18 protein-coding genes and 2 pseudogenes are annotated in these 18,055 nt (G+C 45.0%); 15 read left to right on the top strand and 5 right to left on the bottom strand.

Annotation, left to right across the window (positions count from 1 at the left end; genetic code table 11):
* The first annotated feature begins 158 nt into the window (after positions 1 to 158).
* Together lpxL and OE749_RS02680 are read left to right on the top strand one after the other, a co-directional pair.
* On the top strand, positions 159 to 1,091 hold the full coding sequence (lpxL, locus tag OE749_RS02685) for an LpxL/LpxP family Kdo(2)-lipid IV(A) lauroyl/palmitoleoyl acyltransferase (RefSeq protein WP_263710801.1): 933 nt from the start codon (positions 159 to 161) through the stop codon (positions 1,089 to 1,091).
* A 28-nt stretch (positions 1,092 to 1,119) separates the two neighbouring features.
* On the top strand, positions 1,120 to 1,728 hold the full coding sequence (locus OE749_RS02680; RefSeq protein WP_263710800.1) for a toxin co-regulated pilus biosynthesis Q family protein: 609 nt from the start codon (positions 1,120 to 1,122) through the stop codon (positions 1,726 to 1,728).
* On the opposite strand, the gene OE749_RS02675 is transcribed toward OE749_RS02680, so the two are convergent.
* The 3 genes from OE749_RS02675 to tolC all read right to left on the bottom strand — a co-directional run bounded on the left by OE749_RS02675 (position 1,725) and on the right by tolC (position 4,514).
* The gene (locus OE749_RS02675) at positions 1,725 to 2,132 is read right to left on the bottom strand and encodes a hypothetical protein (protein WP_263710799.1); all 408 of its coding nucleotides are present in this window, start codon (positions 2,130 to 2,132) and stop codon (positions 1,725 to 1,727) included. The genes OE749_RS02680 and OE749_RS02675 overlap by 4 nt on opposite strands.
* Positions 2,122 to 2,967, bottom strand: a complete 846-nt coding sequence (locus tag OE749_RS02670) for an ion transporter (protein WP_263710798.1) — start codon at positions 2,965 to 2,967, stop codon at positions 2,122 to 2,124. The genes OE749_RS02675 and OE749_RS02670 overlap by 11 nt, the downstream gene beginning before the upstream one ends.
* A 206-nt stretch (positions 2,968 to 3,173) precedes the next feature.
* A complete protein-coding gene (gene tolC / locus OE749_RS02665) occupies positions 3,174 to 4,514 on the bottom strand; it encodes an outer membrane channel protein TolC (protein ID WP_263710797.1) in 1,341 nt (446 codons plus the stop codon).
* A gap of 202 nt (positions 4,515 to 4,716) precedes the next feature.
* On the opposite strand from tolC, the gene nudF reads away from it, so the two are divergent.
* From nudF to OE749_RS02610, 12 genes and pseudogenes are all read left to right on the top strand, one after another.
* A complete protein-coding gene (gene nudF / locus OE749_RS02660; RefSeq protein WP_263710796.1) occupies positions 4,717 to 5,340 on the top strand; it encodes an ADP-ribose diphosphatase in 624 nt (207 codons plus the stop codon).
* A 1-nt stretch (position 5,341) separates the two neighbouring features.
* Entirely contained in the window at positions 5,342 to 5,803 is a 462-nt protein-coding gene (locus tag OE749_RS02655; RefSeq protein WP_263710795.1) for a DUF1249 domain-containing protein, read from the top strand.
* Between the two features lie 5 nt (positions 5,804 to 5,808).
* On the top strand, positions 5,809 to 6,546 hold the full coding sequence (locus OE749_RS02650) for a metallophosphoesterase (protein WP_263710794.1): 738 nt from the start codon (positions 5,809 to 5,811) through the stop codon (positions 6,544 to 6,546).
* A 20-nt stretch (positions 6,547 to 6,566) separates the two neighbouring features.
* Positions 6,567 to 7,148 carry a YqiA/YcfP family alpha/beta fold hydrolase gene (locus tag OE749_RS02645; protein WP_263710793.1) on the top strand — a complete coding sequence of 194 codons (582 nt, stop codon included), beginning with the start codon at positions 6,567 to 6,569 and terminating at the stop codon, positions 7,146 to 7,148.
* 164 nt (positions 7,149 to 7,312) lie between these two features.
* The gene (gene parE, locus OE749_RS02640; RefSeq protein WP_263710792.1) at positions 7,313 to 9,202 is read left to right on the top strand and encodes a DNA topoisomerase IV subunit B; all 1,890 of its coding nucleotides are present in this window, start codon (positions 7,313 to 7,315) and stop codon (positions 9,200 to 9,202) included.
* 284 nt (positions 9,203 to 9,486) lie between these two features.
* The gene (locus OE749_RS02635; protein ID WP_263710791.1) at positions 9,487 to 9,840 is read left to right on the top strand and encodes a DUF7668 domain-containing protein; all 354 of its coding nucleotides are present in this window, start codon (positions 9,487 to 9,489) and stop codon (positions 9,838 to 9,840) included.
* Between the two features lie 218 nt (positions 9,841 to 10,058).
* A pseudogene (locus OE749_RS18590) lies at positions 10,059 to 10,214 on the top strand (NucA/NucB deoxyribonuclease domain-containing protein); the annotation flags it as partial.
* Between the two features lie 28 nt (positions 10,215 to 10,242).
* Positions 10,243 to 10,629, top strand: coding sequence for a DUF2750 domain-containing protein (locus OE749_RS02630; RefSeq protein WP_263710790.1), 387 nt, complete (start codon positions 10,243 to 10,245; stop codon positions 10,627 to 10,629).
* A 242-nt stretch (positions 10,630 to 10,871) separates the two neighbouring features.
* Complete coding sequence (locus OE749_RS02625) at positions 10,872 to 11,057, top strand: hypothetical protein (protein ID WP_263710789.1); 186 nt, start codon at positions 10,872 to 10,874, stop codon at positions 11,055 to 11,057.
* Between the two features lie 99 nt (positions 11,058 to 11,156).
* A complete protein-coding gene (locus tag OE749_RS02620) occupies positions 11,157 to 11,798 on the top strand; it encodes a hypothetical protein (protein WP_263710788.1) in 642 nt (213 codons plus the stop codon).
* Between the two features lie 185 nt (positions 11,799 to 11,983).
* A complete protein-coding gene (locus OE749_RS02615) occupies positions 11,984 to 12,139 on the top strand; it encodes a hypothetical protein (RefSeq protein ID WP_263710787.1) in 156 nt (51 codons plus the stop codon).
* A 51-nt stretch (positions 12,140 to 12,190) separates the two neighbouring features.
* A complete protein-coding gene (locus OE749_RS02610; RefSeq protein WP_263710786.1) occupies positions 12,191 to 12,670 on the top strand; it encodes a hypothetical protein in 480 nt (159 codons plus the stop codon).
* An 11-nt stretch (positions 12,671 to 12,681) separates the two neighbouring features.
* On the opposite strand, the pseudogene OE749_RS18575 reads toward OE749_RS02610, so the two are convergent.
* Positions 12,682 to 12,934, bottom strand: a pseudogene (locus OE749_RS18575) (helix-turn-helix domain-containing protein); the annotation flags it as partial.
* Positions 12,935 to 13,119: 185 nt separating this feature from the next.
* Positions 13,120 to 15,108 carry a BCCT family transporter gene (locus tag OE749_RS02605; RefSeq protein WP_263710785.1) on the bottom strand — a complete coding sequence of 663 codons (1,989 nt, stop codon included), beginning with the start codon at positions 15,106 to 15,108 and terminating at the stop codon, positions 13,120 to 13,122.
* A 260-nt stretch (positions 15,109 to 15,368) separates the two neighbouring features.
* Here OE749_RS02605 and OE749_RS02600 point away from each other — a divergent pair, with 260 nt between their 5' ends.
* Entirely contained in the window at positions 15,369 to 18,035 is a 2,667-nt protein-coding gene (locus OE749_RS02600; protein ID WP_263710784.1) for a TonB-dependent receptor, read from the top strand.
* The last annotated feature ends 20 nt before the right edge of the window (positions 18,036 to 18,055 follow it).

The following is an 18,055-nucleotide window of genomic DNA, read 5'->3' as shown; positions in this document are numbered from 1 at the left end:
CGGGGGTTGGTCAACTAATCGGAGTTGATTCGCATTGGGAGTTCTTGAACAATATACCGACAGCAAAGGTTAATTGGCTCAGGTAATACCATAAAAATGTTGTTAACTGACGTTGCTTCTTTACAATACCGCAGTTAAAAAAATATATAGAGAGTCGCGTGAAGGACACCAAAATCAATCCACCTCCTTTTAAGTTAGTATTTTTAACACCCAAATATTGGCTAACATGGTTAGGTATTTTCATCCTATATACGCTTTCGTGGTTACCTTATTCTTTTCAGCGATTGGTTGGTAAAGGCTTAGGCAAGCTGCTCTGGGTAGCGGGTAAAAAACGCGTAAATATTGCCCGTAAGAATCTCGCGCTATGTTTTCCAACTATGCCTGAAAGTGAGAGAGAAGCGCTGGTTAAGCTCAATGTTGAGCACGCAGGTATGGCGATTTTAGAGGCGAGTATTGGGTGGTGGTGGCCAAATTGGCGTATTAGACAGATTACCCGTGTTGAAGGGTATGAACACGTTGAGCGAATTAAGGCAAAAGGCAAAGGTGTGCTTGCGCTGGCTACACACAATATGAATTTAGAAGTAGGATGCCGCGCCGTTGGGCTGCACGACCCTTGTGTTGCATTTTATCGAAAGCATAACAATGCATTAATGGAATATATGCAATACCGAGGTCGTGCTCGTTCAAATAAGTACATGATCAACAAGCGCGATGTGCGTGGATTGATAAATGCGCTAAATAATGGCGAGCTATGCCTCTATTTGCCAGATCAAGACTATGGTCGTACCCGTGCTGAATTTGTGCCCTTTTTCGCGGTGAAAGAGACGGCTACCACAACGGGCACACTTTTATTCGCGCAAGAGGCGAATTGCGAGACGGTTTTTGTGGTCTCACTCTATACCAAAGACGGTTATATCGCGAGGTTTGTTCCAGGACTGGAGAATTTCCCTTCGGGTGACGATAAAGAAGATGTGAGACGAGTCAACGAGAAGGTTGAAGAGCTAGTGATGCTTGCACCAGAGCAATACCTCTGGATGCATAAGCGATTCAAAACGCGTCCTGAAAAAGACATGCCTTCGTTGTATGATTAAGATGGTTAACGGTGAATAAAGAGGTTTTGTGAAAAAGTCATCCGAAGCACTATTCTGGGCAAAGCACATTGGCTTGGCGCTAGCATTGGTTATTATTGCTGCAGTGGTGATTACATTGCGTGATCGCCAAGCATCAGAGCCCGTGCCAGAAGGTCAACCAGAAAAGAAAAGTTTGTCACAAGGAATGACAGATTTTTATGCCTCTCACAAATTGTCGTCTACTAAACCGTTCAAGGACGATATTGGCGACTTTGTAATGGAACTCTCGGAAGACGAAACGCCGTTAACCGACCGATTAAAGGGGATGGAAAGCACCCAAAAGCCAGTGTCTAGCCGCTGGGTTGGGGAGCACAAATACAGAAGCTTTAAAGCTGGCAGTACGTTACGTGAAGCGATTACCAGTTATGCGCAGTTAGAGGGCATGCAGGTGATATGGGAGCTTGATAAAGACTTTATTGTTAAACATCATTTCCAAGTAGAGAGCACCATTATTGGTTCTATCAAACAGATAGCCTCAGCCATTGATGCCAGCTTTGAAAAAACCGTAGTGGTATATATGTGCAAGCGTCAGCGCTCGCTAGTTATTACTGCAAATGACACCGAATATATGCAAAACAATTGCGAGAAGTTGCACTAACTACCGAGTTGGTTCTGCTTGCTCGACAGCAGTTTTTTTGCATACCTTTGTTGCACATAAGACGGCTGAAAAAGCCACCCGCACAGATATCCACACAGTATTCCCGGTAATACGCCAGATAAACTAAAGGCAGCTGCGTGCACAAGGTTGATGCTTCCTGCTAGGGTAAAGACGACGAGTACTATGAAAACGCCTAAAAACCCAGCTAGTCCTCCACACAGATAATATGGCCATGCAATAAAGCGCCGCATAATTTGCATGAGCAAATAGGCAAGCAGCGCAGGGATAATCCCGAATATGTAACCAAGAATGATTGCAGAGCCCACGAAGGGAGCAAGTACAACGCTCCCAACCAGGGGGCCTACAAGGGCGAATATGAAAAGCGCAATGATGTTATTCAGCATTCACTTTGACATACGTAGTGTCTTGAGATGGCTTTTCTGCCAATTGGCTGAGTTGCACTTGTAGCGCAGCAATTTGTGCTTGGATGTCTTTTAGGGTAGGTTCACCTTCATCTTCCATTTTCTCTTTTAACGCGGCAGCATGCTCTTGCTCCATCACATTGACCACGATACCGATGACCATGTTTAAAAATGCGAAAGCAGAGAGAAAGATAAAGGTTAAATAATAAATCCAGCTCCAACTATAAACCGTCATGGTTTCATACATGACATCTGTCCAGTCTTCGAAGGTCATGACGCGGAACAGCGTTAACAATGAAATGGTAATGTCACCCCATAACTCTGGATTAATATTTTCAAACAATGTACTGCCTACGGCGGCGTAAATGTAGAAAATAATAAACATCAGCAACATGACATAGCCCAACTGAGGCAAAGCTTTTACAAGAGAAACGAGTAAAATTCGAAGCTCAGGGATAATAGACACCATTCGAAGCACACGAAATACCCGAACCAATCGCGCAATCACCGCCATGTCAGTATCGTCGGCAGGAATTAAACTCACGAGCACAATGACAGTGTCAAAGAGGTTCCACATGCTTTTGAAAAAGTCTTTTTTCCGTTCTTCTGCAAGAAAACGAATCGTGATTTCGGTTAAGAAGAACGCACTGATAAACCAATCAAGAAGGTTCGTTACGTAATGCAATGTTGGCGACATCTCATAGGTTTTGGCACCGACGAGTAACGCCGAAAAAATAATGACACCAATCACAAACAGCTCAAAGGCTTTGTTTGTGCGAATTTTTACGAACTGATTTTGTAATTTGGTTAACTGCATAGTGTTTCAAAAGTAAGGTAAAATCGGCGATAGAATAGTGTTTTTCAGTGAAGAGTCAATCTACAAATCGTTATGATGAAAGACGGTGAAAGCATATAAAAAGCCCTGGTCATCGCCAGGGCTTAGAGGTTTTACAACAACCCAATAAGGCAAGGTGCAATGAGCGCTGTGTCGAGCCTCTCAAATTCCCCCCTATTAAAAATGGATTATTGATTGATTAATCCACGGTTAATATCAACCACGTCTTGTTCTTGTAATGTTCCCGCTGCACGTTTTAAGTTCACTACGGACTGAATAAAGTCATAACGAGCTCCGGCTAAATTACGTCTAGCATCGAATAGATTACGCGTACTATTAAGCACATCAACGATGGTTCGTGTACCTACATCAAACCCTGCCTCGGTCGCTTTAAGTGCGCTTTCTGCTGAAACGACGGCTTGTTGTAAGGCACGAATCGTAGAAATACTTGCAATCACATCGTTATATGAGCTCCTGACTGAGCGCACCGTTTGGCGATGAGTCGCTTCAAGGTTTTCGCTGGCTGCCACATAATTGTAACGCGCTTGTGACGTTCTAGCGCTGGTGGCATGCCCTGAATAAATCGGCACATTCAACTGCAACGTAATCGATGCGTTGTCTGCCGTAGGGATGTCTGTAGTGAATCCTTTAAGCTCGACTTCGGTGTCTGCTCTGCCATACGAACCACGAAGTCCCAACGTAGGCAGGTGACCCGCCGATGCAATTGAGATATCTTCTTTGGCGATATCACGCGCATATTGCTGAACCAATAGCTCAAGGTTTTTATCTTCTGCTAAGTCTAGCCAAGCTTTTACGTCGGCAGGAACAGGTTTAGTCGCTGAGAAGGTGTCGGTATTTAACTCAGCAAGATCGCTGTGATACTTGCCAGTAATTTCGCGAAGCTCTTCAAGGCGTAGCTCAAGTACATTTTCTGCACGAATTTCTTGGGCAACCGTATTATCGAAATTTGCCTGTGCTTCGTGTACGTCGGTAATGGCTGTTAGCCCAACTTCAAAACGTTGTTTGGTTTGCTCTAGCTGACGCTCAATGGCACGCTTCTCTGCTTTTACAAACTCCAATGCGTCTTTCGCTCGCAAAATGGCAAGGTAAGCTTGGGTTGTTCTTACAATTAACGCTTGAAGGCTGGATGCATAATTGGCATCGCTTTGGTGAGCAACTTTTTCAGCACGATCTAGGCCTAACCAGTTTGCATGATCATAAATAGACTGATTAAGTTCTACGCTCCAACCAAATGATTCGGTATCACGTCGGGTTAGGGCAATAAGCTCGCTTTCTGAGTCGACTTCTTCACGGTATGAGTCAGAGTAGGTGACGTCACCAGACAAGTTGGGAAGTAAACTCGCACGACTGATTGCAATGCCTTCATAGGCAGCATCGCGCTGCGCTTTGGCTCGATTAACAACGGGGTCGTTTTCTAAGGCTTGTTGATAAACCTGATATAAATCATCAGCTAACGCTTGTGTGGTCACGCTAAAACCGACAAGCATTGCCATTAATGTTTTCTTCATTTTAGTTCCTAGTCTTTCCGTAACTTCGTTAAGTTACGCTATTTGTCGCTTTGATATCAAGGCAAAGTCTAAGTAAATCAAGTGCTAAGCCATAGCCTTTTGTAGTAACACTTTCTTCTTTAATGTAACAGAATGTGTTAAGGCGAAAAGAGTCATGTACTATTACCCCATATTTTTATGAGGTTGCAAAGGACATCGTAGAATGAAAGTGCAGAAGTTTAGTTGTGATGACGTTGAGATTGTAGAAAAAAACGTGATGTCAGACGGCTTTTTTAAATTAAAAGAATATCGCGTTAAACATAAACTTTTTCGGGGCGGATGGAGTCCAACATTGTCACGGGAAATATTAGAGCGGGGGCATGCTGTCGCTGTTTTACCTTATGACCCAGTGTTAAACGAGTTTGTCATGGTGCAGCAATTCCGTACTGGCGCCATGGCGACATGCGACAATCCGTGGCTGATTGAAATTATCGCGGGTATGATTGAACCCGAAGAAGCCCGTGAAGATGTTTGTATCCGCGAAGCAAAAGAAGAAGCGGGCATTGATATTCAAGACTTACATTTTGCACTGAGTTATCTGTCTAGCCCCGGTGGTACAACTGAGCGGATTCATATTTACATGGCACGTGTGGATACGTCACAGGCAGAGGGAGTTCATGGTCTAGACTCAGAGCATGAAGATATTTTGGTGATGCGAGTGCCCGAAATTGATGCCATGGCAATGCTACGTGAAGGAAAAATCGATAATGCGGCCAGCGTAATTGCGCTACAATGGTTTGCGTTGAATAAAGAGAGTTTACTTAAACAGTGGAGTGATAATCGTTAGAATGAACAAACCTGATCCTTTTCGCATGAAGAAAAAATACGTCCCCCATTTGCCCAGTCATTTGTCGGTCTGCGAGTGGAATTATGCGCGTTTATTACGATTACTTCCTGATTGCGATACGAGTGATTTGAGTTACACATTCGACGTGTCGGCAGCAACTAAATACAAGATTCGCATTGTAGATAGCAGCCGATACACCAGTACGCTGGAATTAGAGCAAGACTGTACCATCACGCCTCATTATTTGCGCCCCTTGATGTTGGTGAGGTTGTATCATGATGCGCAAGTGGCCGAAGTGGTCAGCGCGCAACAAACGGGCGGGCTGAAGTCAAGCTATGGCTATCCCAATAACAACATGCACTTACCCAATGAAAAAGAAATGGTAAACCGCTTTTTAGCTGAGTGGCTGAGCTTTTGCTCTACTCAGAATGTGCGTCAGCACAACGCGGCGCAACAGGATTAGTGTCTTTGGTTAAGATTGTCCAAATTTCAGATTGCCATTTGTTTGAGAATCCGCACAAAAACGGTTACAACGATATCAATCCTGCCGACACATTACGCAAAACGCTGCGTAAACTCGTCGCGCATCAACCCGACCTACTGATGGTAACGGGGGATATTAGCGGTGATCGTTCAGAAGCCAGTTATCTTGCGTTCTTGCATATTGTTAATGATATTCTGCCAGACATACCGATGCGGATTGTCATAGGGAATCACGACAACCCAGACCTAGTGAATTCGCTGTTGGCTGAGTATGTGCTGCATGCTGGCGAGCCTGTAACCCACGGAAATTGGCATATTCATGGTCTGAATAGTTTTTATCAAAAAGCGGAAGGATTTGTCTCGCATACGCAGCTGGAACAGGTGAAAGCGTTGGTGCTACAGCACCCAAATGATTTTCATATGCTCGCCGTACACCATCATCCGCTTCCTACTCATAGCTGGATGGACAAACACGCTTGGATAAATCGCGAGGCGTGTTTGGCTTTGATAGAGAGTACGCCGCAAATTCGTGGGCTTATGCATGGGCATATTCATGCAGACAAACAAGCGCGTATTGCTCAGTGTGATATTTTTGCTGCGCCTTCAACCTGTTGGCAATTCGCACTCACGCCTTCTTTTGCTGTTACTGACGAAAGCGCCGGCTTTAGGCTGTTTTCACTGCATCCAGATGGTACACTGCACACATCTGTTGAAAGAATTTAATATATAAGTCGTCTTTTACTATGCAAAATATTGCGGTTGTTTACTTGCATGGCTTTTTAAGCTCCCCTCAATCTGTAAAAGCACAACAAACAAAGCAGTTTGTTGAGACCCATTACCCTCATCTTGATTTTGTCATTCCAGCTTTGCCGAATACACCAGATGGGATGCTAGACGTGCTTGCGTCAACGCTTGCGCCATTTAAAGGTAGAGAACTGCGATTTATTGGCAGCTCTATGGGGGGATTTTTGTCAACCTATTTAGTGGAGCAATTTGGTGGCAAAGCTGTACTGATTAATCCGGCAGTAAAGCCCTATACGCTTTTTGCTGACTATCTTGGTCATCATGTTAATCCTTACACGAAGCAGGCGTTTCATTTAACCCAACGTCATGTTGATATGATTCAACAATGGACACCCACATCGTTAATTACCCCAGAAGCCTATTGGGTACTCCTGCAAGAGGGCGATGAGACACTGGATTACAGCAAAGCAATTGCTTACTATCAAGGTGCAAAATACACAGTTGAGGCGGGCGGTGATCACAGCTTTCAGGGATATGAACGCTACCTTAGCGATATCTTCCGCTTTTTATTAGCAGAATAACTTGGCCTTATCCTCGTTATCATGATTGCTGAGAGTTCGGCGAGTTGGTAACATCATTGAAAAGCGATGCATGAACGGCGATTCCGTTTTCACGCGCAAAAGGCCAGATTGCCTCGTGCGCCGTATGTATCTAACATCTGGCAGCAGAATAACACGATAATACTATGTCAAATCAATATACCGCAGAGGCCATTGAGGTCTTAAATGGTCTTGAACCTGTTAAACGTCGTCCGGGCATGTACACCGATACTGCACGACCCAATCACTTAAGTCAGGAGGTTATCGATAACAGTGTCGACGAAGCCCTAGCGGGTCACGCTTCCAATATCAAAGTGACTTTATATGAAGACCAATCGCTGGAAGTGATCGACGATGGCCGTGGTATGCCAGTAGATATTCACCCAGAAGAGGGAATTTCCGGCGTAGAATTGATCATGTCAAAGCTGCATGCCGGCGGTAAGTTTTCAAATAAAAACTATCAATTCTCGGGCGGTTTGCATGGTGTAGGTATTTCTGTTGTAAATGCATTGTCAAAGCGAGTGGAAGTGTTGATTCGCCGCGACGGAAACGTATTCAAAATCGCGTTTGAGAATGGCGACAAAGTTGAAGAGCTTGCCGTGGTAGATTCGTGCGGTAAGCGTAACACCGGCACGAGCGTACGCTTTTGGCCAGATGCACAGTACTTTGATTCAGCCAAATTTTCTGTTGCCAAATTATTGCATGTATTACGCGCGAAAGCGGTGCTATGCCCAGGCTTAAAGATTCGTTTTGACGATAAAATTGCCAAAGAAACCCACGAATGGTACTTCGAAGATGGATTGCGAGATTATCTTTACCAATCTGTGAAAGAGTTTGTCACGCTTCCAGAGGATGCGCCTTTCGTAGGCAGTTTTTCTGGTAACCATGAGGCCGCAGACTGGGCGGTAATGTGGCTACCTGAAGGTGGCGATATGGTAACAGAAAGCTACGTCAACCTAATTCCAACTGCGCAAGGCGGAACCCATGTAAATGGCTTGCGTCAGGGGCTGTTGGAATCAATGCGTGAGTTTTGTGAGTTCAGAAATTTATTGCCACGGGGAGTTAAGCTGACCCCAGAAGATATATGGGATCGTTGTAGCTATATTTTATCCACCAAAATGCAAGATCCACAATTTGCAGGGCAAACCAAAGAGCGCTTGTCATCGCGCCAAGCGTCGGCGTTTGTCTCGGGCGTGGTAAAAGACGCGTTTTCCCTTTGGTTGAATCAGCATACTGAAATTGCCGAACAATTGGCTGACATGTGCATTAACAACGCCCAGCGTCGTTTACGTCAAAGCAAGAAAGTCGCGCGTAAAAAAGTCACTCAAGGGCCTGCATTACCAGGCAAATTAACCGATTGTTCTGCACAAGATATTACGCGCTCAGAGTTATTTTTGGTGGAAGGAGACTCTGCAGGTGGCTCGGCAAAACAGGCGCGCGATCGCGAGTTTCAGGCGATTATGCCGCTACGAGGTAAAATTCTTAATAGCTGGGAAGTCGACTCGTCACAAGTGTTGGCTTCTCAGGAAATCCACGATATTTCCGTTGCGCTGGGAATCGATCCTGACTCCGACGATTTATCAGGGCTTCGTTATGGCAAAATCTGTATTCTGGCCGACGCTGACTCAGATGGTCTGCACATTGCCACCTTGCTGTGCGCGCTATTCGTAAGGCACTTCCGCACCTTGGTGAACGAAGGGCATGTGTATGTTGCGATGCCTCCTTTATTCCGTATTGATGTAGGTAAAGAAGTCTATTACGCCTTAGATGAAGGCGAGAAACAAGGCATTCTAGACCGTATTGAGGCCGAGAAAAAACGCGGTAAGGTGAATGTTCAGCGTTTTAAAGGGTTGGGTGAAATGAACCCTATGCAGTTGCGTGAAACCACGATGGATCCGAACACGCGTCGCCTTGTTCAACTCACGGTAGAAGATGCACAAAGCACCCTTGAATTAATGGACATGTTGCTTGCCAAAAAACGCTCAGGCGATCGCAAAGAATGGCTGGAAGCCAAAGGAAACATGGCGGTGGTGTAATTTGTATAAAACACCATAACCTGTCATTTGGAAACCATATTGTGTCATAAATTGAACCCCATTAGTTGACATTATATGGTTTCTGGCCTGATCTCATCGCTTTGTACTCTTCATTCAGTGAGCAATATCACTTACCAATGCCCCGCGTGTTGTCTGTTCGCCAAGCGGGTTTTATTCATGGCTAAAGTCCCGTCAGAAGCCAAGCAAGCGAACGACTATTTCAGCGGCTTAGGAGTAACAGGGTCTACACCTATGCGAACCGTTCGCAACAGAAGAGGAAGCCGATGATGGATGCAACGCTTGTCAAGCTTATTTTGACAATCAAGAAAATAGTTGAATTGTTGGTTGCCAAGAAATATCAGGAGCTAGAGCAGTTATGCGGAAGTGTGCGTTTAACTGCTGCCGAAATCGATCAAGCCATTTGTGACTATGATGCGGTTCTAGTATTACCTCCTGACTCTGATTATGAAAATATCGACGCTATCGAAATTACGGGCGCTAGCCCCAGATCATGGTCAATTAGGTATGACTTATGGACTGAAGACGAAGGTCGGTCAGATTTATCCTTGGAAGCTACATTGATCGAAACTGATCAAGAGATAATGGGGGTTGAGTTAGACAATATACATGTGATGTAGGTTTTTCAGTTGCGGCGATGCAGTAACGTTACAAAGGGGCCAACATCTAGATGTAAGCAGGTCGGCAACTCCAGGGATCGCAAAGAATGTTGAAAGTGCGATGGCTCAATGCGCGCCTACGACTCTCACTCGTGAGTCTTTCAAAAGACAGATAAGACAGAATCGAAGGGACGCTTAAGGGGGCAGAAGTCAGCGGGGCTTGTTAGTCTCTTGATGAATATTCGTTTGCATCAACCAAGCAAGGTGGCTCAGGGGCATGTGTAGCAGCAGTGTGCGCCAGAGAGCAAAGCGTTCAGGGTGGCCAAATCAGCCAGTTCGATAAAAAACACAACATCAAAGATGGCGATTCATTTAATGTCAGGGTCGTGGATTAGCTATGAAAAATACAGAGAGGCCAGTACCATGAGCGTTAGTCAAAAACAAATTGAGGCAATACTCAAGCTGCCAGCCCCTAAACGATATAGCCATTTTATCAAAAAAGTTGTTGGCTGGAAGCTGTTGTGGGCTTTGTACGATGATGGTTGGGCAACGTCTGAGACTGACGATGGAGAGCTGGTCTTTCCTCTTTGGCCTGAGAAAGAATACGCTGAATTATGTATATTAGGGGATTGGGTGAATTATCAACCCGAGCCAATTGATTTGGACGAAGTCTTGGATAGCATCATACCGATGCTTCGCGAAAGAGGAATTTTGCCGGGCGTTTTCTTTACAATGCATGATGGAAGTGTAAATGCTGATGTTGACGAACTCGAAGCTGATCTTAGGGAAGAATTGGCCAAGTACGAATAAATAACGTTGTGATGCCGGAAGCCTCGTAATTCGGGGCTTTTGTGCCTACGATATATGGGCATGAACTAATGTTACAAAGGGCGGAGGTAAAGCGCCCGATTTCGAAATCTTCTAGGAGGAACTGCGTTCCTGATACCAAAAGGTGCAATTGGGCCAACTGGACTTCCTAGGCTTCACTCGTCACTTATGCAGGGAAGAGGTTTGTAAAGGAAGTTACGAAGGGAGTGCATGGTAATTCCAAATTGAGCCAGAGAGCCCAACACGTATACGAAATTCGTAACAATAAAACCGGCGAAGTGGTGAAAACTGGTATTAGTCAAGGAAAGATCAGCAAGAAAGGCAAGTCTTACCGTACTGAGAGGCAGCGGCGTAAGTTGGGTAAGGATGATTTTGATTCAACCATTATCGCCGAAATCCCAGCGGGCTAAGGGGCTAGGCAAAAAGCGCTTCATACTAGAGGCTGCTAATGCTAGGGGGCTACGCCCGTCGAATCTTACTAACCCTGATTATCATGTGAGGCCTTAGCTATGAAGCTATCTCAAGTATATATGACTCTGGAAGAAGCCAAATTTGAGCCTTTACTACGGGCTAAGTATCAATTATTGGCGAATTATCTCACTCTTTTCATTTCCGATTGGTTGAAAAAGCTCAAATTAGAATTGGGCTTTTTCAATAGGATTGTTTTTCAAGAAGGTAATGATAGAGATATGTCCGCCGTAGGTGATAAGGCCTTCCGAGTTTGCGTTGAACCGGAGTTCTACTCTCTGAATCAGTTTGCCACTGAAGGTGACGTTCATCGATACTTCACTACGAAGTATTTGGAAGGTTTTGCTAGATTCGATAAGCAGTTTAATTTAAACCTTACGGCTGATTTACAAGCAAAACTAGAGAATAGTTTCACTGATGGACTTAAATATGACATTAAAGCTAAGCCAAAAAAAGTTGGCGATGTAACAGTACAAGCGCTGCATCGCTATAAGTACGATAGCTACACTTTAGTTGTGCAAAAGATTAACAAGAAGAAGGAAATACTCGATGAGCAAGTAATATTTACTTGTGATCCAGATCCTTTCGTCGTGCACTTCGATGTTAACAAGGTGGAGATAGATGACAGCAAGGTAAGAGTGATCAATAAAGTGAGGGAGGTAACCTTGGTCTATGATCTGTAATTTTTTGACTGATCGCCAAAATTAAATGTTGCAAAAGGAACGACGTTGTCTTTTCATTAAACACCTCTTCTATAGCGGTAACTTTACCACATAAAATGGGGTTCAGGTTTAGTGTGCTACTACAGTATTCGTTAGCGTACGCGAGGCAAGAGCATAGTGGAATTCTGTCGAGTGAATTCCGTTTGATGCCTAAAACTCCTTTCGTATGTGGTGGTCGCTTTGAACTAGATAATTTAATTGCTATCAATGCTGTTAGCGGCATGAAGTCTAGAGCGAACTTAGCTCGCCAGATTATTGATTTGCCAGATGGTGCTCAAATAGAGTTTAAAATTATTGAATAGATAAAGCCCAGCAAATGCTGGGTTCTATCTTTTTATGGATAGGTTTTTAGTGTGACAGCTTACAAGTTAGAGATATTTGCCGATTACAATCAAGTTTATTTGCATGATGAATCAGCTGAAGCTGACTTTGCTGATAGTTGGGATGATAAAGCATATAAAAATATGGCTGCTGTGATTGATGGAGCTATCGGCGTAGCTACTGCAAGAAATATGGATGTGCCTGTGGAGGTACTGATTTGCGAAAGTGAGCAGCCGTTAGATATAGAAGCATGGGAGCATGCTGTTTCTTGTGGGGTTGAGCTTTGCTCTGGCGTTCTAGTTGTTCGAGGGCCTAGTGATTACCTCCCTGATGCGAAAAGAATCAATGTTAAGCCAGGCTATTATGCGGCCCATATATTGTATAAAGGGCTGAATACTCTCAGTGAAGATGGCCTAGAAGGTGGCGACTATTACAGGATCGTCCTATGGCTATCTGCAACGACAGTGGAGCTAAAACTATTGAAAGATAGCGGCTTTAATGGTCAATCGTAATTAGCTTTTCCTTAGCCGTTAGCCTTTTGTCTTCCCGAATCCCAGCGCCTTGACTGGTGCTTAATACTCAGACTCTCTAAGACCTCCCGAATCACCATCTGCTCATCTTCGGGCATCTGGCTAATCGCTTACAGCTTTAAAGCCAGATCGTCATTAGGTCCACGTTCATGTTCTTCAAATAGTGAGACGTTGGTACTCATGTGAAGCTCTAAGGTAACTTTCTTAAGTAAATGCATCCAGCGAGGGTTGGGCTTGTCCCACTTTTTACTTCTTCAACTATCTGATGACGTAGTGAACAGATCAAAAGCGGAAGTCTCGCCGCTTCGCTTGGCGCAGTCGCAAGGCCATAAAGTGAGAAAGCATGGCGATAACGACATAGGCCATCCACTTCTTAAGTTAGCAAAACAGTGCAGTCCGTTTGGGTAAAGTAACGACTTAAAGCAATGACACTATCTCAGCAAATGCAAAAAGTGTTGGTGTTTTTGGTATTGGTCGATAATGTCATTAATAACCCCATTTCGTGACCAACCCATAATGTCGTAATCTTGCCCGCCTTCCCTGAGATGTACTTCAGCGCGGAAGTAGACGCTGTCGTTGGCATCATCATCTTCGTCTGATAGCAATTCTGCGTTTGCGTATTCAGGTTGGATGTGTCGGCGGCGATATACGCTGTATTCAAAGTCTTGCTCGTCACCGTGTTTAACAACGAATGTCATGCCCTTGTCGCGATGATGGATTTCTACTTCAAGCTGGTTTTTCTTGAACTCGTCAGCCACCGTGTTGAACGCGGTTTCAACCACGTGTTTGATAAAGGTGTCGACCTTATCACGATTAGGAAAGGCAACAATGGTGTGCAAACGTTCACGCCAATCATCTTCGCGTTGAGAAGGTTGAGTTTGGCTGACGTTATATTTCAAACTGTCGCGTTTAAACCCATCGACTCTTAGCGCACGCACCAGCCCGAAAATAGCAAGAATTAAAACGATAGCGAAGGGGAGCGCTGCGGCGATGGTCATGGTTTGGAGTGCGTTTAGTCCGCCTGCGTATAACAAGACTGATGCAACTAATCCGACGCCTACAGCCCAATATATACGTTGCCAAAGTGGGGTGTTGTTTTCCCCGTGTGAGCACAACATGTCGACCACCATTGCGCCAGAATCACAAGACGTAACAAAGAATACAACCACCATACAGATGGCAACAACAGACAGAATATTGGCAAAGGGGAAATATTCCAAGAATGCAAAAAGTGCAATCGAGGCATCCTCGTTAACCAGATCTGCGAGTGTACTTTCGCCCTGCGCGAAGACTAAATCGATGGCACCATTGCCAAATACGGTCATCCAAAATAAAGTGAATGCCGTGGGAACAAGTAACACGCCGATCACAAATTCGCGAATGGTGCGGCCACGTGAAATCCGCGCTATAAACAAGCCAACGAAAGGTGCCCAAGCCAGCCACCAACCCCAATAGAAAATGGTCCAGCCGCCAATCCAGTCGGTTTTTTCGTAGGCAAATAAGTTGAAAGTATTTCGGACAATATCAGACAAATAAGCGCCTGTATTTTGAAGGTAAGCCTGAAGTAAAAATACGGTGGGGCCAAGCAGTAATATAAAGGCCAATAGTGCGACGGCCAGTATCATATTGAGCTCGGATAGGCGGCGAATGCCTTTATCAAGCCCAGTTGATACTGACACGACGGCAAGCAAGGTTACTGCTGCCATCATCCACACTTGGTTAGCTGTGTTAACTTCGATATCGGTCATGTAGGCTAGCCCAGCATTGATTTGCGCAGCCCCTATACCCAGCGAAGTCGCCACCCCAAAGATGGTGCTGGTCACCGCAAAGATGTCGACCGCATGGCCGGCCCAGCCGTAAATGCGATCACCGATAATAGGGTAAAGTGCAGACCGCAAGGTTAATGGCAGCTGATGACGAAAACTAAAATACGCGAGCACCAAAGCCACTACTGCATAGATTGACCACGCATGAAAGCCCCAGTGAAAGAATGTGGTGCGCATGGCTTCTTTAACAGCCAAAATCGTTTCTGGTGGAGCGGTCGGCGGTGCTAAAAAGTGCATTAATGGCTCCGCTACACCAAAGAACATTAAGCCAATTCCCATTCCAGCAGCGAATAACATTGATAGCCAAGTCAATAGGCTGTAATCCGGCTGGGCATGGTCGGGACCTAATCGAATTTCTCCATATCGCGACAGGCCTAAATACAGCACGGTGATGACGATGATGGTAACGGTTAATACATAGAACCAGCTGCCGTTGGTGACAATGACTCCTTGCACGTGTTGAAAGAGGGTATCTGCGGCGTTGGGGGCGAGCAGGGCAAAGAGCAAAAGCGCTACGATAGTACCAGATGCTGGCAGAAAAACCTGTTTATTCAGGTGAGAAGAGGGGCGCTCTGCGTTGTTGGGTATTGTCATAAATAATTCACGCGAAACTGTCGATATATCGTCTTTATTCAATCTATTAGATGTCTAACTATATAGATTGATATATAAACAGGGTAAACGACAGTATTTAAATAAATTGTAATAAAAACAATACTATCAGACTGATTTAATTACACAATGATGGTTTGTTATATAGGCATTTTACGCTAAAGTTATACAGTTAATATGTTGAAAACAAATGGTTTTCAGCAGCATAAAAATAGGACATACCCCTTCAGGAAGGCACACACATGAAACGAAACCGGATATATTGCGCGGTGGTAGCAGCGCTGGCATCTGTCTCTGCGCACGCGCAAACCAGCGAAGCACTCGCCCCAAACACGCAAACGAATAGAGCCCAAATCGAGACTATTCAGGTAACGGCAACAAAACGTACCGAATCGATTCAAGATATTCCGGTATCGGTGACCGCACTCAATGGGCAGGCGCTCGAAAATTTGGGTGTCGACAACTTTCAAGATTATGTCGAGTTCCTTCCCAATGTCGTGTTTCAGGGGACGGGGCCAGGTCAGAATGAGATTTACATTCGTGGTGCTGCCACAACACAAACGAGTATCGCTGTTTCTACGGTGCAGGCACTTCAACCCTCTGTGGCGTTTTATTTAGACGAGCAACCCGTTTCTATGCAGGGACGTAACTTAGACATTTACGCAACCGATATGGAACGGGTAGAAGTGCTACCGGGGCCTCAGGGAACGCTATTTGGTGCCAGTTCTCAATCGGGAACGGTACGTATGATCACGAAAAAGCCAGATCATACAGGATTTTCAGCCGGTGCTGACGTTGATCTGTCTACCACCAAAGACGGTGAAATGAGTAATGCTGTCGAAGCGTATTTTAACTTCACGCCTACTGAAGATATGGCCGTTCGCGTGGCTGCATATTCAGATAAACAAGGAGGATGGATCGACAATATCCTTAACCAACCTGGTGAGGGAGGCTACATCGGCAGTGCAGTCGTGATTGATCGTATTTCAGGTGGTGTGTTGGCTGATCCTGCAAATACGCCTGTCGTCCCACCTAAAAACGACGGGTTAACAGAAGATGACTTCAATGATGCGACTTATGCAGGAGCGCGTCTGGGCCTGTCTTATCGTGCTGATGACTGGGATCTTTTAGTTCAGCATACTCAGCAAACATTAGAAACCGAAGGGGTGTTTGCCTACGACCCTAATTTAGACGGTGATACGTCAACCAATCGCTTTGTGCCAGAAGAAAATGACGATGAATTTGGTTTAACCACATGGACACTTAACAGCAGGCTAGCGCAGCTCGAGTTAGTGTATACTGGCGGCTATTTAAACCGTGAAATCGATTCAACCATTGATTATACCGGTTACACCAATGGCGGGTTATTTGCTGCATACTATGTGTGTAATCATTATGAAACCGAAACGCCCGCCGATGAACGCTGCCTCGACCCCACCAAATTCTATAAAGAGCAAACTGACACCACACGTTTAACCCATGAGCTACGTATTAATACGTCTGATGAAGAGCGTTGGCGTCTCACCGCTGGCGTATTCTATGATGCACAGGACTTAGAAACAGTTGGCAAATTTCAGTTGGGCAATACCGATCTTAGTTTTTTTGCTGATCAAGGGCGCACAACGGTCGGGACCGACGGCATTAACAGCAATGGCGGCCCGTTTGAATCAGACGTTAGCTTTGTGAACGATGTGACTCATACCATCGATCAAATTGCTGTATTCGGACAGCTCGAATTTGATCTCACCGATACGCTGACAGCGAGTGTAGGGGCGCGTTGGTATGAAATTGAAGACACATACAAAGGCTCAACAACAACGGTGGATGTGTCTCGGCGTGTTAAAGCCTTTGGTTCACTTGATCCCGATGAATTGGCCGCGGTGGGGGAAGATCCAGATTTGATTAATCAGGCCATTGCCAATGGCCAGCTAGAAGTAGATTTACTGGACGAGAACGGCACACTTACCGTTGATGATGTCATTTGGAAGGCATCATTTGACTGGAAAGTTACCAAAGATATCTTGCTGTTTGCTACCTATTCAGAAGGGTTCAGACCACCTGTTACTAACCGCGTGGGCGGCGGTTTGGCTACCAACCAAAGTGGTGCATTTGAAGGCTTTCGAATTCCGGTTTACTCGCTTACCGATACCTTGGACAATTATGAGCTGGGGTTAAAAGGGGATTTTCTCGATGGAATCTTACGGGTGAATGCTACCGCGTATTATTCGGAAATTACCGATTTACAAACCTCTCGGTTTGATCCCACCAACATTAGCTTTTTAGTATTTACTGACAATGTGGGTGACGCTGAAATTGTTGGGCTGGATTCAGATATTACGTGGCTAGCAACAGATAATCTTGTCATAAATGCATCATTTAGCTTACTAGATACCGAACTGACCCGAATTAACCCTGAGCTACAGGGAATTGCGCCGCCAGTGGGCAGTGAACTACCTTATTCTGCTACGTTTTCAGGCAACCTCAGAGCGCGCTATTTCTTTGAATTGGAAAATGGCTATTCGGGTTATGTGAACGGCAGTATTGCTTACACAGGTGATCGCTTGGCGGGCATGAAAATGGATGCTTATGTGCTCGAAGACACAACCCAATTGGTTTACGGCACCGGTTCAGGGCTTGAAATTCAGCAGGAGGCTGATGTATATCAAGGAGTAACGTACACCGATTCTCAAGGTGGGCAGTTTGCGGGTGGCCGCTATGTTCAGAAAGCCTACACGATTGCGAATGTTGCAGTGGGCATACAGAAAGAGTCATGGAAAGCGGAATTATATATCGACAATCTCACTGATAAACGTGCAATATTAAATATTGATAATCAGCAATTTACGCCAAAAGTAGTGAGTAACAGGCCACGCACCCTAGGAGTAAGGTTATCATACGATTTCTATTAATTGACTGAGTTCATCGCTTA

The sequence above is a fragment of the Fluctibacter corallii genome (assembly GCF_025751585.1).
In the GTDB taxonomy this organism is placed as follows: domain Bacteria; phylum Pseudomonadota; class Gammaproteobacteria; order Enterobacterales; family Alteromonadaceae; genus Fluctibacter_A; species Fluctibacter_A corallii.
Note: the sequence above shows the minus strand (reverse complement) of the source record. Positions and strands in the feature narration are given on the sequence as shown.